At 63.7% G+C, this 15,146-nt stretch carries 12 protein-coding genes; 7 read left to right on the forward strand and 5 right to left on the reverse strand.

What is annotated here, in order from left to right:
- Nucleotides 1–370: hypothetical protein (locus tag VN634_04025; protein ID HXC50027.1), on the reverse strand; the 370-nt coding region annotated here is incomplete at its 3' end.
- A gap of 516 nt (nucleotides 371–886) precedes the next feature.
- Between VN634_04025 and VN634_04030 the strand changes: the two genes are divergently transcribed.
- From VN634_04030 to VN634_04040, 3 genes are all read left to right on the forward strand, one after another.
- Entirely contained in the window at nucleotides 887–1,123 is a 237-nt protein-coding gene (locus tag VN634_04030) for a hypothetical protein (GenBank protein HXC50028.1), read from the forward strand.
- Between the two features lie 69 nt (nucleotides 1,124–1,192).
- Nucleotides 1,193–2,677, forward strand: coding sequence for a DUF1800 family protein (locus tag VN634_04035; protein HXC50029.1), 1,485 nt, complete (start codon nucleotides 1,193–1,195; stop codon nucleotides 2,675–2,677).
- A gap of 9 nt (nucleotides 2,678–2,686) precedes the next feature.
- Nucleotides 2,687–4,084 carry a DUF1501 domain-containing protein gene (locus VN634_04040; GenBank protein ID HXC50030.1) on the forward strand — a complete coding sequence of 466 codons (1,398 nt, stop codon included), beginning with the start codon at nucleotides 2,687–2,689 and terminating at the stop codon, nucleotides 4,082–4,084.
- Between the two features lie 36 nt (nucleotides 4,085–4,120).
- Here VN634_04040 and VN634_04045 read toward each other — a convergent pair whose 3' ends face one another.
- The 3 genes from VN634_04045 to hflK form a co-directional block, all read right to left on the reverse strand.
- Nucleotides 4,121–5,047, reverse strand: coding sequence for an endonuclease/exonuclease/phosphatase family protein (locus tag VN634_04045; protein ID HXC50031.1), 927 nt, complete (start codon nucleotides 5,045–5,047; stop codon nucleotides 4,121–4,123).
- Nucleotides 5,048–5,235: 188 nt separating this feature from the next.
- Nucleotides 5,236–6,108: a protease modulator HflC gene (gene hflC, locus VN634_04050; protein HXC50032.1), complete on the reverse strand. Its 873-nt coding sequence runs from the start codon at nucleotides 6,106–6,108 to the stop codon at nucleotides 5,236–5,238.
- Nucleotides 6,109–6,110: 2 nt separating this feature from the next.
- A complete protein-coding gene (gene hflK, locus VN634_04055; GenBank protein HXC50033.1) occupies nucleotides 6,111–7,229 on the reverse strand; it encodes an FtsH protease activity modulator HflK in 1,119 nt (372 codons plus the stop codon).
- 450 nt (nucleotides 7,230–7,679) lie between these two features.
- On the opposite strand from hflK, the gene VN634_04060 reads away from it, so the two are divergent.
- The 4 genes from VN634_04060 to VN634_04075 are packed head-to-tail and all read left to right on the forward strand — an operon-like array spanning nucleotide 7,680 to nucleotide 14,596.
- Nucleotides 7,680–9,761 carry an exo-alpha-sialidase gene (locus VN634_04060; protein HXC50034.1) on the forward strand — a complete coding sequence of 694 codons (2,082 nt, stop codon included), beginning with the start codon at nucleotides 7,680–7,682 and terminating at the stop codon, nucleotides 9,759–9,761.
- 7 nt (nucleotides 9,762–9,768) lie between these two features.
- A complete protein-coding gene (locus VN634_04065; protein ID HXC50035.1) occupies nucleotides 9,769–11,880 on the forward strand; it encodes a hypothetical protein in 2,112 nt (703 codons plus the stop codon).
- An 8-nt stretch (nucleotides 11,881–11,888) separates the two neighbouring features.
- Nucleotides 11,889–12,404, forward strand: coding sequence for a hypothetical protein (locus tag VN634_04070; GenBank protein ID HXC50036.1), 516 nt, complete (start codon nucleotides 11,889–11,891; stop codon nucleotides 12,402–12,404).
- A gap of 47 nt (nucleotides 12,405–12,451) precedes the next feature.
- Nucleotides 12,452–14,596: a hypothetical protein gene (locus tag VN634_04075; GenBank protein ID HXC50037.1), complete on the forward strand. Its 2,145-nt coding sequence runs from the start codon at nucleotides 12,452–12,454 to the stop codon at nucleotides 14,594–14,596.
- 45 nt (nucleotides 14,597–14,641) lie between these two features.
- Here VN634_04075 and VN634_04080 read toward each other — a convergent pair whose 3' ends face one another.
- Nucleotides 14,642–15,145, reverse strand: coding sequence for a nuclear transport factor 2 family protein (locus VN634_04080; protein HXC50038.1), 504 nt, complete (start codon nucleotides 15,143–15,145; stop codon nucleotides 14,642–14,644).
- Between the last annotated feature and the right edge of the window lies 1 nt (nucleotide 15,146).

The raw sequence follows: 15,146 nt of genomic DNA on the forward strand, positions 1-15,146 counted from the left end.
CGTTGACCTCGAGCGTCGACTGGCCCGGAACGATGTTGGCGAGAACGATGTGCCGGTCGATGAAGGCCTGGCTTCCGCGCAGCACGGCGATGCAGCAGGCCGACCCGGCGCTGGGCCGCAGGATGAACCGGATGGCATTGACCGCTGCCGGAATCGGCGTGTCGAACGCGAGCGGCGCAGCGGCCGACGATGGCGCTATGCTGCCGACCGCCGCGGACGACTGCTCCCAGTTGACCGAGAACGACAATTGAGTGCCCGGCGTCGACGAGCCGGACCCGCCGCCGCTGCCGCCGCAGCCGTCAGTCAGTGAGACGGCGAACGCAGCGAGAACTGCAAGTTGTGAACGGCGTCCGAAAGATTTGATGCCCATGAAGACCCCGCCCGTGCTGCTTGATCGAAACCCCCGGAAAACCGCGCGAAGCTATACGAACTTAGCTCGAAGACTCAAACGGTCCGGCCGTTCTTGTCGGATCTACGGTGGGCGGCGGTCTGGCCTGGTCGTCGTATATGGGTGGGCGGCCGGCTTTTTCCGGCGCAGAATGCCTTCCATAAGTCCGGCAGGCCCGCATTGACTGAGGGTCGGACGGCAGCGTAGGCCTGCGCCCGACCGAGCGGTATGTGTCCGGCACTTTCTGTGGCCGTCAGCACTGCGATGGAACGAGCGGCGAGTGTCCGGCTCGGCCATACGTCAACTGCGACAACGAAACTCTCGATGCCGGGGAGCAGTGCGATACCGGATACTCGAACGGCGAGGATTGGAGTTGCTGCGACTGCAGCTGCTCGTTCGTCGCGGCGGCCACGCTGTGCCGTGACGGCTTCGTGGCCTGCAACCCGCTCGAGTATTGCACCGGTTCGAGCGCCGAGTACCCCGTCGACGTTTACGAAGGTGACGACGACGCCATCTGTAATCCCGTGGACGTGCACCGACCTTTTCGTCAACCTCCTCAACAGCACCGATCTCAGCCTCGATGCGCCTCGCCAAAAGGGCAAGCTGCTGACCTATCTCAGCGTTACGAACGCCGATTCGGTCGATCCGGTCGGACACGGAACACGGGCTCAGGGCCGACTCGTCGCGTCACCGTGCGTGACTTTGAGCTCGCGTGCCAGCTCGATTGCACGTTGACCGGAGCAGCCATCTTCCGCATTGTCTTTCGCGGGTGGGGCGATCCGGCGCGCCGGGGGAAGCGCAGCAGTGGGCAATGCCAATACAATTCTGGATCCGGTTTCTGCGCGTCACCTGCTGCGTCGAACGGGATTCGGCGCGCGGCCGGCAGATGTTCAAGCGATCCTCGACCGACAACTGACGCGCGGCCAGGCTGTCGATGAGCTGATGGCCTTCGAGAGCAAGCCGATCGGGCTCGGCGGTTACTACGTCGAGAAGATCCACGCCAAGTGGCTCAAGACGATGGTCCGCTCGCGATATCCGTTGCAGGGCAAGCTCGTGCTCTTCTGGCACGACCACTTCGCCACGAGCAACGCCAAGGTCGATAACCTGCCCACGATGGGCGTCCACATCGACCTGATCCACACGCACTGCAAAGGCGACTTCAAAGCATTCGTCAAGGCGATGAATCGCGACTCCGCGATGATCTTGTTCCTCGACACCAGGCGCAATCTTAAAGAGAGCCCGAACGAGAACTACGCGAGAGAGTTGCAGGAGCTGTTCACTCTCGGCGTCTATGATTTCGCCGGCAATCCCAACTACACCCAGCAGGATGTCGTGCAGATCGCGCGAGCCTTCAGCGGCTGGCACGACTGGGGCTTCCGGGACTACGAACACGACTATCAGTCCGAATTCCTGGCCGCGCGCGGCCCGAAGGTGATTTACCAGAGTACAGGCGGTTTCGGACCGGGCGGCGCTGCGTTCGACGTCGATGGTGAGGGACCGCAGGAGATCGATGCCGTAACCGACATCATCTTCGAGCATGTCGATGGGGACGGGAAACACACCGTCGCGCGTCGGATGACTCGCCGGCTCTTCGAATATTTCGCGTACGAGATCCCGGACCCGATCGATCAGGATCATGTTGGCATGATCGACCAGCTCATCGACGAATCGGGGTTCGCATCGTCATGGGACATCGCAGCGCTCCTCCGCGCGATGTTCGTCCACGACCGGTTCTACGAGACGGCCGCGCCGGCGCCATTCGTCGAGACTACCCGCAAATCGGTCAGGTGGCCGGTCGATTACGTGGTGACCGCGCTGCGACTGCTCAGCGCACGCCTGGACAAACAAGGGAACGAGAGGGTTCGCGGGCAGCTTTCGAAGATGGGTCAGGTGCTTCTCGAACCGCCGAGCGTGTTTGGATGGGAATGGGAGCTCGGCTGGATCGGCAGCGCAGCATTGCTCGCGCGCTATGACTTCGCGTCGTACCTGACCTCTATCGACGAAGACGGACGGCACACCTTCCGACCGGAACGGCAACGCGTGCTCGTCGATGGCGAGTCGGTGCGCCTGAGCTCCCTGACGGATCCCGCTGGGATTGTCCGTGCCGCAGCAGACATACTCGGTGTCCCTGATCTGCTGACGAGCGACGAGCACGATGCCCTGGTGGCGTACCTGAGCGACGATGGGCTGAACGCAACCATTGACCTGAACGACGAGCAGACGCTCAACGAGAAACTCTACGGTTTGTTCGCGCTGATGCTGCAGTGCCCGGGCTACCATGTGCACTAGGAGCTCCGGATGATCACTCGGCGACAGTTCCTCAAACGTGCCGGCGTGATGGGTGCGGCAGCCCTCGCGGGTCCCGGACTGTTCGAGAGGCTGCTCGTTCAGCAGGCGATCGCCGAGACGTTCGGCGACAAGTACTTCGTCGTCATTTATCTCGACGGTGGAAACGATGGTCTGAACACCGTCACGCCGTACGACAACGGCAACGGTTCGTTGCGATCCGCGTATAATGTCGCGCGGGCGACGAACAGCCAGTTGCACCTGAGCCCCGACGTTCTCGAGGCCTCACTCATCGGCGTCGATCCGAACACAGGCGCCCAGCTCGCGCTGCATCCTGCTCTTTCCGGCCTCAAGGACTTGTACGATCTCGGCAAGGTCGCCGTCCTGCAGGGCTGCGGCTATCCGGAGTACACGACCTCGCACGAGTATTCGCGCAGGATCTGGCAGACGGCCGATCCCCTTCGAGCCGGCGTGAACACGGGATGGCTTGGCAGGTATCTGGCCGCGAACTACGGCGGCGACGATACGGTCGGCGTCAGCATGTCGGAAACCGTCGCCGGCGAGCTTCGCCAGGGCACAACCGGCGTGCTGACGATGTCACGCGTGCAGGACTTCGGTTTCCCGTACGACCCGTCCTTCAATGTGGAAGACAAACGTGCGGCATTTGCCGCACTTTGCGCCGCGGGCAGCGCCAGCTCGCAGCCGTCGCTGTCGTCGCTCGGCAAGACCGCGATGGCGACGCTGCTGAGCAGCGAGGCGTATCCGAGTCTCGATGCCTACTACAACAACGCTCGGGGCGGTATCTGGAACCCGCAATACGATGCTGTCGCAGGCACGTTGTCCGGTGACCTGCGTGAAATCGCGAAAATGATCTACGGCGTCTCGCAAGGCGTGCCGAATGTCGGAGCGCGATTCTTCCAGGCACGCGCTTTAGGCTACGACCTGCACGCGGACCAGGGAGGCGCCGAGGCGACCGGCCAGCATTCGATCCTGCACAGGGCGCTCGGGGATTCGCTCAAGGTGTTCTACGAAGACCTCGCCGATATGGGGATCGCGGACAAGACGTGCATTCTCGTGTGGAGCGAGTTCGGCCGGCGAGTTCCGCAGAACAACAACGGCACCGACCACGGCTCGCAGGGCCCCGCCTTTCTCGTCGGCGGATCTGTCCTCGGCGGTGTCTATGGCGATCACCCGAATATTTCCGCCAACGCGCTCGACGCGAGCGGTAACACCGAGTACCGCCAGGGCGCTGCCGAGTTCCGCTCGACGGATCTGCGTGATGTCTACGGCACGATCCTCAAGCACTGGCTCGGAATGTCGGCGATCGACGTCGCTTCGGTTCTGCCGCTCGATGCAGGCGACCCGCAGCGCTACTGGACGACGTCCGATTTCGATCTTGGGATGCTTTGAGCGTAGCGAGACTCGGCGCAGCCGGGACCGGGCCGATCAGCCGGACTCTGCCAGCCCGGACCTCACCTTCACATCGAACCTTGCAGCAACCGGGTAGTGGTCGGACAGCTCGCGCCCGCGTTTGTCGCGGAAATTCTCGAGCACCTCGTACTTCACAGGCGCGAAGCTGACCGCGCTGCCGCTTCGATAGAAAATCTTGTCCACCAGCTCGCAATCGCGACCGGCGGGAGCCCGGCTGCACGTAACGTCCATCATCGGTCCGGGCTCCGGAACCCGGCCGCCTCGCACGAGCTCGACCCACACATCGCGAAGGCCGCCTGCCACGAGAAGCTGATCGACGTTGTCGCGCGGTGATCGGGTATAGCGTGCGTTGGTATCGCCCATCACGATGACGGCCGTTCCCGGCGGAGAGAGCAGTTGCATGGCTTTGAGGAGCTGGCGGATGTTGCTGCGGCGCGCCGCAAAGCTGCCGCGATCCCCTCCTGCGTCGGCGTGAAGGTTGTAGACGTCGACGAATGCCCCCGGCGCGATCGCATGCCGTGCATAGGAAAAACCCTTGTCCGTGTCGCAGTCGCTCTCGTACAGGCCGAGCCTGCCAAAGCATTTTTTCCAGTCGACGCGAAAGGGGCGCGCAAACGCCGATACGGACAACTGCACGAGACCGTCGCCGAGTCCGAACGTGCCGCCGCGGTTCTTCACCGTCGCGAACGGAAACGAGGATGCGGAGATGCCGACGAGCGTCCTGTGGTAGTCGCGGTCGAACACCTCCTGGAGCGCGACGATGATCCTGGCGCCGGCCGAGGAGGTGTCCGGCGTGCGCAGACTTTCCAGAAGCTCGGCAATCGCCTCGACTTTTCCGCTGCGATCGCCGATCAGCAGCGGCGGCAGGCCGTGGACATTATAGGTAAGGACGCTCAGCGGCTGGCTCGAAGCGGGCGACGGCCATAGCGCAACCGTCGCCATCAGGACCGCTGCGCATCTGCCGGCTCGCTTCGTTCGCTTCACGACTTCGACAGTAGCGCCTGATGCTTCGCCAAATCGATGAGGTTTCGAAAAACAACTCGCGTGATTGCGGCTCGAGCGTGCCCCCGTGCTCGGATCTCGGAGCTCCCTCCGGTTTCGGAGCCTTAAGCGGGTCTGGACCTGCAGGCTCAGCGTGCGGTTCCGGGGTCACTGCCCCGGAAGTAGCGCAGGAAGTCGCTCTCGGGCGACAGGATCATCGACGTGCCGCTCTTGATCGACGTGCGATAGGCCTCGAGCGTGCGCACGAACGCGTAGAAGTCGGTGTCGCGCCCATAGGCGTCGGCGAAGATCTTCACGGCCTGGGCATCGCCTTCACCTCGGCGGATCTCGGACTGCTTTCTTGCCTCTGCAATCAGGATGGCCACTTCCTTGTCGGAGCCCGAGCGGATCTTGCGCGCTTCCTCGTCGCCTTCGGCGCGGAACTTCTTCGCGAGCCGCTCGCGTTCGGTGCGCATGCGGCTGAAGACGTTCATCTCGGTTTTCTCGGGAAGATCGGCGCGCTTGATGCGCACGTCGACGATCTCGATGCCGAAGTCGTGCGCCCGCTCGTTGGTGATCTGCGTGACTTCCTTCATGAGCTGCTCGCGGCTGGAGCTGATGATCTCGCTGAAGGTGTGACGGCCGAGATTCTCGCGCACGTTGGAGTAGATGATGTCGTCCAGCCGCGAGGCCGCGCCCTGCTCGTTGCGCACCGTCCGGTAGAACAGCAGCGGATCGAGGATGCGCCAGCGCGCGTAGTTGTCCACGAGAAGCTGCTGCTTGTCCTTGGTGAGCACCTCGCGCGGCGATGCGTCGTACTCGAGCAGTCGCCGGTCGAAATACAGAACGCTCTGGACGAACGGCAGCTTGAAGTTGAGCCCGGGCTCGCGAACGGTGCGAACCGGATCGCCGAGCTGGACAACGACCGCCTGCATCCATTGCTGCACGCGGAAAGCGGCAAGATTCCATGCCGCGATGATGAGGCCGAGCGCGATCAGGAAGGGGAGGGCACGCCGGTCCATCGTTACTGTCCCTCGCCGCGCGGCATCTCGGATTCGAGCGGGCCCGGAGTGCGCCGCAGCATCTGGTCCAGAGGCAGATACGGAACCACGTGCGTCGCCGATTGCTCGTCGAGCAGCAGCACGTTGCTGCGCGACATCACGTCTTCCATCGTCTCGATCCACAGCCGTGTCCGCGTAACCGCGGCGGCCTTGGCGTATTCGTCGTGGAGAGCGATGAACCTGCCGGCCGCGCCTTCGGCCGCCTTGACCTTGGTCTCCACGTAAGCGTCGGCCTCGTTGATCAGCTGCGCCGCCTGGCCGCGCGCCTTCGGCACGACGTCGTTGGCGTAACCACGCGACTCGTTGATGAGCCGTTCGCGGTCCTGCTGCGCGCTGATCACGTCCTTGAACGCGTCGGCGACCTGGTCGGGAGGATCGACGTCCTGGAGCTTGACCGTCGCTACCTCGATGCCGAGGTCATACTGATCGAGGATCGTCTGGAGCAGCTTCTGGGTGTCGGTCTGAATGCGGTCCTTGCCCTCGGTCAGCGCGGTATCGATGTCGTTGCGGCCGATGACTTCGCGCATCGCCGCTTCGGCGGCATCGCGCACGGTCTGGGTCTGATTGCGAACATTGAAGAGGAAGTCGGTCGCGCCGGACTCCTCCGGCTTGATGCGATACTGGACGATGAACTGGAGCTTGACGATGTTTTCGTCGCCAGTGACCATCAGCGCTTCGCGGTCCACGTCGACGTATTCGGCCGGCGGCCCGACGGCCACGGTGCGGAATCCGAACTCTTCCTTGCTGATGCGTGTGACCGACGGCTTGAGCACTTCCTCGACCGGCCACGGCAGGTGATAGCCGGGACCAGACGGCGCCTCGCGTACGACGCGGCCAAACCGGAGCACGATGCCGCGCTCCTCGGGCGCGATGATGAAGAACCCGGACGCAAGCCAGAGCACCAGCGCAATTACCGCGAGCGCCCACGGAGGCACCGGCCACTTCGGCGGCCCGCTTCGCGCATTGCCGCCGCCGGAGGTCGCGGACACTTGATACTGTCCGAGCAGCCGGCGTGCCTCTTCGAGCGGATCGAAGGGTCGATCGCCTCCATTTGGCTGTCCGGGTGTCCAACCTTCGGCCATCGCCGTCCTCCCTCCATCGCCGTCGCAAGATCGCGAGGCGAATCTTCATTGCCCCGACACGCCGCCGCAGCAATCCGGACTCTCGCGTCTCAGGGCACTACGCGCGTGCTCCCGTTGCAATTTGACGCAACTTTCCCGCGCTTCGGCCGGGCAGTCGGATTCGGACGCACAAAAAAACGGGCCGCTGCACCGCAGCGGCCCCGCTCTTTCAACGATCGAGCCTGCCGTTCACTGGAACATGCACGCGTTGATGAAGCTCGCCTTCGCGGCGGGCAGTCGCCGTCCGCGTCGTCGCGTTTTCCACAAGGCGACCCTCGGAATTCTACGTCGAATTCAGGCTGGCCTCACTGCGGCTGGTGCAATAGCATGCGCCCGGCGGCGGTAACGTATCGCGTTGCCGACCGGCTGCTTCTCGATCGCCGGTCGAGACCTGTTCGAAGGAGGAGGGACATGAACATCACGCGGCAAACTCCGGTTGTGCTGGGACTGTGGATCTTTTCGGTTCTGCGCGCGCAGGCGGCTCCGCCCGTGTTCGAGCCAGCCGTCGTGGTCGACCCGCAGCTCGTCGACGTAGGCCGATTTGCTCTCGATCATGTCGCGGCCACGACGGGAACGGGGACGTGGGTAGCCGCATGGAGCAACGCCCGCGAGATCGTATTTTCGCGATCGACCGATCATGGGCTTTCGTTCTCTCCCGCCGCCATTCTCAACACGGACTTCGCAGACGATCAGGACCCGTGGTTCGATACCTTTTTCGAACAAAGAGATAACGCGCCGGCGCTCGCGGCCGATCCGAACGGTCGTTTCATCGCCGTATGGCAGAGGTCAAGCCTTCAAGGCGAACACATCGAAGTCGCGCACTCGGATGATTCCGGCGCGACGTGGACGCCCCCGGCCATCCTCGTGGACTACGGCGGACGTTCCCCGGGAATCGCAACCGACGGACAGGGGAAGTGGATCATCGTCTGGCCCGGTCACCACGTGGCTGGCGGGAAATACCAGGAGGTATATTTCACGCGCTCGACGGACGGCGGCAACACGTGGAGCGCTCCGGCGCCGCTGGTCGCGAACAGCTCCGGTGGTGCACCGACCGTGCTCGGCACGCGGGTGGTCTGGTCGGGAGGAACCTGGATTGTCGCGTGGTCGAACGGCGACACTTCCGGTGACGTTGATTCCGACCTGGTGACCTCGCGCTCGACGGATGGTGGTCTCACATGGTCGGCGCCTTCGCCTGTGGACACCATCGACACCAATCTCGACTTCGGAGCGCAGCTTGCGGGCGACGGCGCCGGCAACTGGATCGCGGTGTGGGAGGCGAGACTGGCGAACTCGCAGGACGTGCTCGCGGCGCGATCCTCGGACGACGCCGTGACGTGGAGCGCGCCCGTTGCACTGAATGCAGATCCGGGAACCGGGTCATCGGTCAATTGGGCCATACACGCAGCCGCCGGAGCGACCGGCGAATTCGTTGCCGCCTGGACGCGGTACTCAGAAGAAGCGGGCGATCCCTACGGCAACGACGACGCAGACGTTCTGATGAGGAGTACGAGTGACGGCGGCGTGTCGTGGACGCCGGAGTTGCCGCTGAACGCAGCCGAGACCGACGGGATCTACGAAGACGAGATTTTTCCTTTCGTTGCTCACGATCCGTCCGGGCACTGGATGGTGTTCTGGTCATCCGAAGACGATCGTCTCTTGAGCGGTACCAAGGGCGGCTATCTCGATCTGGTCTACGCGCTGGCCGACCATCCCTGCGGCAACGGCGTGACCGATCCCGGCGAAGGATGCGATGACGGCCGTCGCGGCGATCTCGACTGCTGCGATCGCACATGCACGTTCAATGCCGATGGTACAGCATGTGCCGCCGATGATGACCTCTGCACTCTCGAGCGCTGCGATGGCAGCGGCACCTGTAATCATCTGACCGCGCCGGCAGGAACGCTCTGTACCGCCGACAGCGACGTCTGCACGTACGACCGTTGCGACGATGCAAGGAACTGCGAACACGTCGCTGAGCCGCGGCCCAGCTGCAAACAACCGTTCGCGCGTGCGTCGAAACTGCAGATCGTCGATGGCGCCGATCCCGCCGACCGGTCGTTTCGATGGAAATGGTCACGCGGAGACCTGGCGGATCTTTACGACGTCGGCCAGTCCGTCCAGGACTTCGGCCTGTGTGTCTTCGATTCGAACGGCCTCATCGCACGCTTCGACGCGCCGGCGGGCCCGAGATGCCTCGAGGACGTCACCGACGACTGCTGGAAGTTTGCCGGCAACCACAGCTGGAAATATCAGTACCGGAACAAATCCGGCTCACCGACTGGACTGACGAGCCTGGTGCTCAAAGGCAACGATGCATCCAGGTTGGGCATCAGCCTGTCCGCAAGCGGAGACAATCTGGTGTTGCCTTCGCTGCCGCTCACGAACCTTCCGCTGCGTGTACAGCTCGTCAACGAGATCGGAACGTGCTGGGACGCGGTCTATTCGCAGCCAAAGGAGACTACGGACACGAGCTTCAAGGCCTTGAACGATTGAGTTGTCGATGCCGCACGTGCAGACCCAGCGGGTTCTTTCTCTGGCGGCATTGCTCGCACTGCTTGTCGCCGCGCCTTGTTCGCACGCGGGCGGTCCACTCCTCGTCAGCGGCGCGGGACAGCCGCTTACGTGGGCGGCCGATCCGATCCCGTACAATCCCGACCGCGGAATGCTCGGAAACCTCAGCAATGCCTCCGCCACGTCGCGTATCGCGGACGCGGCGGCGGCATGGACCGCGGTAACGACGTCATCGATCTCGCTGTCGCAGGCGGCTGCCCTGCCGGTCGACGTCACCGTGTCGAATTACGCTGCCTACCTGCAGGTATGCGGGGATGATCTCAGTCCGATCGTTTTCGACAGCGATGGAAGGATCACGGACGACCTCTTCGGCGTCGGCGCGAATCAGCATATCATCGGTTTTGCCGGTCCAGCCTGCGGAACCTTCGACCCTCCGGTCATCACCGAGGGTTTCTCCGTGTTCAACGGCCGTTTTCTCGACGGCGTGGACGCATCGAACAATCCCGAGCTGACTCCGGACGAATTCGATGCGGTGCTGCTCCACGAGCTCGGCCACTACGTCGGACTCGATCATTCACAGGTAAATTTCGCCGAGGCGGCCGACGGCGATGCGTCAAACGACGACGCGCTTGCAACGATGTTCCCGATTCTCGTCAATGCGACGCAAATGAAGTCGCTTCATCTCGACGACATCGTCGCAGTCTCGTCGCTGTATCCGCAAAGCTCCTTCACCACCGATTTCGGAACGATCACTGGCCAAGTGTATGAAGGAGACGGGGCGACACCGTTCCAGGGCGCGAATGTCATTGCGCGAAAGGTCGGCGACCCTCGCATCACGGCCGTCTCGCAAGTCTCGGGCGCTCGATATTTTCCCCAGAACTATGGCGGACCTCCCGACCCGTCGCTGCGCGCGCTCTTCGAGCTCAAGGGGCTGCCGCCGGGATCGTATACGGTCGAGCTCGAGCCGATTTACGTGAACTTCACCGGCGGCTCGAGCGTCGGGCCCCTCGAAATCCCGGCCGGACTGCCCGGAGCTGCGGAGTTCTGGAATGGCTCTGATGAATCCGCGTCAAATCCGCCCGACGATCCGACGGTCGCCGAGACCATCGACGTCGTCGCGAACAGTGTCACCGAGGGAATCGACTTCGTGCTGAACCAGGGGCCGCCTCCGAGCAACGACGAGTGCGCTGGTGCGATCGAAATCCCGACGACGCCATTTACGGACGCGGCAGACGTCACGGGCGCGACGACCGGAGCGTTCGATCCGATTCAGTCGTGCACGGACCTGTTTGGCTCGCAGAACATGAACAGCGTCTGGTACCGCTACACGGCGCCCGCCGACGGAGTCCTTCACGTCTCCACCGACGGCAGCAATTATGACACTGCCGTCAGTGCACTGACGGGAATATGCGGAAATCTCGTGGAAGCCGGATGCGATGACATCAGTGGACCGGGCGTCCTGGCGGATCTCCTGATGGAGGCCGATGCAGGCGTCTCCTATCTGCTGGAGGCGACGGCGCGCTCGGGCGGCGGACAGCTCAGCATCGCGGTGGATTTCGAGCCCGCTGCGGATTGTCCGTCGGAGCAGCGCACGGGTTGTCGCGCAGCCTCAAACGACAGGTCCGCGCTGCGGCTTCGCCCGAGTCCCGATCCCCAGAGTCAATCGATGCAATGGAAATGGCTGTCAGGCGACGCAACGGCCGGCGAGCTCGGTGATCCGCTGCTTTCGACCGGTACCAGTTACGCACTGTGCATCTACGACGGCACCGGTACGCTTGCGCTGCGCGCTCGGGCTCCTGCCGGCGACCGCTGCGGCAGCGGTCTCGGCGAATGCTGGCAGTCGCGCAACGGTGCGCTGAAGTACAAGGACCGCGAGCGGCTGCCGGACGGACTGGCGAGCGTCGGATTCAAAGCCGGAAGCGGCGATGCGAAGCTCAAGATCAAAGCGGGCGGCGAGAACCTCGACATGCCGTCGCTCCCCCTGACTGCTCCCGTGACGATCCAGCTCTCGAACAGCGACGGCGGCTGCTGGGAGTCGTCGTTTTCCGGCTTGGACATCACGCAGAATGACGAGCTCGGTCTTGCCGCGAGGAATCGATGATGCGGAACGTGATGCCAATCGCCGTCTTTGTTGCGAGCCTCGTGGCGTTTTCATCCCCGGCTCGAGCCACGCTGCTTCTGGGCTCGCTGTCATTGGAGGAGACGACCCGGCAGGCCGATCGCATCGCCTACGGAAAAGTGACCGACGTTCGCGTCGCGACCGACGATGCCGGGCTTACGGCGACGTGGGTGACGCTCGAAGTCCGACGCGGCCTGAAGGGAGTTGCCGCGGGCAACCTGACCATCAAGCAGTTCGGCGATTGCAGCGCGGCGGATCTGCAACCGATCGGTCGCGTTCCGGGTCTGCCGTTGTATGTTCCGGGTGAGGAGATCGTCTTCTTTCTGCGCGGGAACAGCGCTCGCGGGTTCACGAGCCCCGTCGGCTTCGAAGGCGGCATCTATCGAGTGCATGTCGTCGGTACACGGCGTTCCGCCCGCAGCGTCGGTTCACCGGCCGACGAAAATCTCGAAACGCTGCTCGGGAAGGTAGCCGACATCGTTCAGCGGCAGTCCACGGAAGAATAAGCTGCTGAACCGAGCGGCTGCGTCGTGATCTCCTTCCGCCGACTGCTGTGACACGTAAACACCACCACGTCCCCGCACGGCTTTCACCCGCAATAGCGCTCGCGCTCGTCACGCTGTCGGCCGTCGCGGCGTCGGCCGCGACCACGTGCTACGACGAATCGCTGTATCCGGCGGTCTTTCGGCTCGAGCGGTCCCCGAAGGGACTTCGTGCCGTCGTCAACGATCCCGGTCATGACTCCGAGTCCCGGTCCGAGTTTCCGGCACTCGACTACTCTCCTGCGGACGGCTGGCAGCCCGCTGGCTCGGCACTTCCGTACGACTCGGGCGCGTACGAAAAGAAGTCTCCCGTTCCCGAGATCGTCCTCTCCAGGCGCGAGGCCATCACGCTGCGCCCGCATCTGGTGAACGCCGACGTCTTCGAACAGGAAACCGGCGCGTGGACCGAGCACGACGGCAGCATCTGGTTCGGCATCTCGTTCTACGAGGGCGAAGGCGTGGACGGCGTCGGCGGCGTCGGCCGCTACGATGCAACGACGCACACGACCGAAATACGCCGGCCCGAGCTTCTTATCGACTCGTCGATCGACTCGATCGTGCACGACGGCACGTGGCTGTGGTTCTCGACGGCCGGCCACTACGAATGCATCGGGCTACCGCCGATGGAAGGGCTCGTACGCTACGACTGGAACGCGGACCGGCTCGAAACGTTCAAGGGCAACGACGACGGGCCGTGCGGCTTCGCCGTCCACGACCTCATGCTCGATGACGACTATCTGTGGGTCGCGACCGATCTCGGGCTATCGCGGCGTGAACGTCGCACCGGGAAATGGGAGCACTTCGTTCCCGACGTCAAGGCGACGCCGCCGATGCGGCCGGCGACGTGCGAGCAGCTGTACACGCATCTTCTCGAGACGCTTCCGAAGCCGAGCGGCGACGATGTCAATCGCTATTCGGACGACGACCGCGACTCGCGGTCGCAGTTGATTGGAAACCTGCAGACGTTCCGGCCGCGTTTCCTCGCCGGCAAAGCGCGAACGCGTCCCGAGCAGTGGACTTGCGGCGACCTCGCGGCTCTCGGACAGAAGGCCGAGAGCTATGCTGCGCTCAAGACGAATGTGCTGCGGCGCCGGCGCATCGGCAGCCCGGACGTCGCGTGCGCTCTCGAAGCGTTCGGCAGGAAGAAGACGCGTGAGCCGGAGTGGCGCGATCTTCTGCTCGCGCTGCTCGATACGCCAGGTTTTTCATCGACGGCGCTGCAGGCGCTCGAGCCGTTCGCGGGCGACGAAAAGGTGGGTGCGGCCCTTGTCCGCCGCCTCGAGCAGACGCCGGAACCAATGAGCGAAGCGATGGTGCTTTCCGAAATCCTCAGCGATCGAAGCGTTCCGGCGCTCGTCCGCGCGCTCGACCGTTTCCAGCAGGACGAGCATGACACGCTGACATGGATCATCGTTGCCCTGATGCGCGCTACGAAGATCGGAATCCGCCCGGACGGCACGATCGTGAACCTGCCGAAGACCGCCGAGGCGAATCGTTTCGCCTTCGAGCTCCAGGATTATTTCGACATCATCGGGTCCCGGGAAAGTCGCGACAACATCCGGCGCGTCGCCGACCATTGGCGGGAGTGGTCGAAGAATCCTGAACGTCCGCGCTGCCAGCCGCTTCCGGAAGCCGATCCGGCACCGACGGACTGCCTGCGCGAATTCGGCGAGCTTGCTTCGCCGATCGTGCCCGGTTTCGAAGCAAATCATGGATTGAGCCAGGCCGCGCTGGCCCAGCAGTTCGGCGCTCCTATGAACAGCCTCGTGTCGAAGTCGCGCGACAACATCACCGGCGAGGCGGTCGAGCACATTACGCTCGAGTTCCCCGGAATCACGGCGTCGGGTCTTCGGTCCGCGAAATCGAAGGCCGATCCGTTGTTGCTCACGCGTCTCGTCGTCGAGACACGGGAGCTGAGTCTTCCGTGTGATCTGCGGATCGGCGATACGATTTCGCAGTTCGTCAATCGCATCGGTCCGACGCAAGCAGAGCTTCCGTACGGGACGTCGCCGTTCGCAAGCAACAGTCCTATGTACAAATGGGATCGCAACGAGTGCCGTAGCGGTGTCCCCAGCTCCTCGCGCACGAGGATCGACGTTTCGACCGGCGTAGACGGGCGTGTAAGCCGCGTGGTGTGGGAGGTCTGGCCGTACTGACGCGAAACGCTCCTTCTCGCAATCCGCGTGTCGCAGGTGCGTCGGTCAGCGCGGCTGCCGCCCGCGCAGAAGCGATTGCACAGAGTCTCCGACGCTCGGGTGGAGAAATTCGGTGTAGCGCCCGAGCCAATCGACCATGCGCTCGGCAATGCCCTCGTCAAAGCGGCTGTCCAGACGCGCGATATGCGGACCGCGAAACGTGGCCACCTCCACGCCCGACATCGCAAGGTCTGGCGCTCCGCCGATGCGGTAACACGTGCGCCAGCGTGCGCGGACGCGGTTGCCGGCCTGCTCGATCTGGGGCCGGCCCACGATTGCCCGCTCGTCGAAGCGACGGTCGAAGTTGTCGAGCACTCCGCGGAAGTAGTCCGCGACGCCGTCGATGCCTTCACACCCTCCGGAGAACGGCTCGGTGTGGATGCGGATCACGACATCCCTCGTGAGGAACGATTCGATCCGCGTCCAGTCGTCGTCGTGAAACGCGAGCTCGAACGCGGCAACGTAGGCCGCGTAGCGCTCGGTCAGGTCTTCATTGCGTGGAGGCGCCATG

Source organism: Candidatus Limnocylindrales bacterium, from assembly GCA_035571835.1.
In the GTDB taxonomy this organism is placed as follows: Bacteria; Desulfobacterota; Binatia; order UBA1149; family CAITLU01; genus DATNBU01.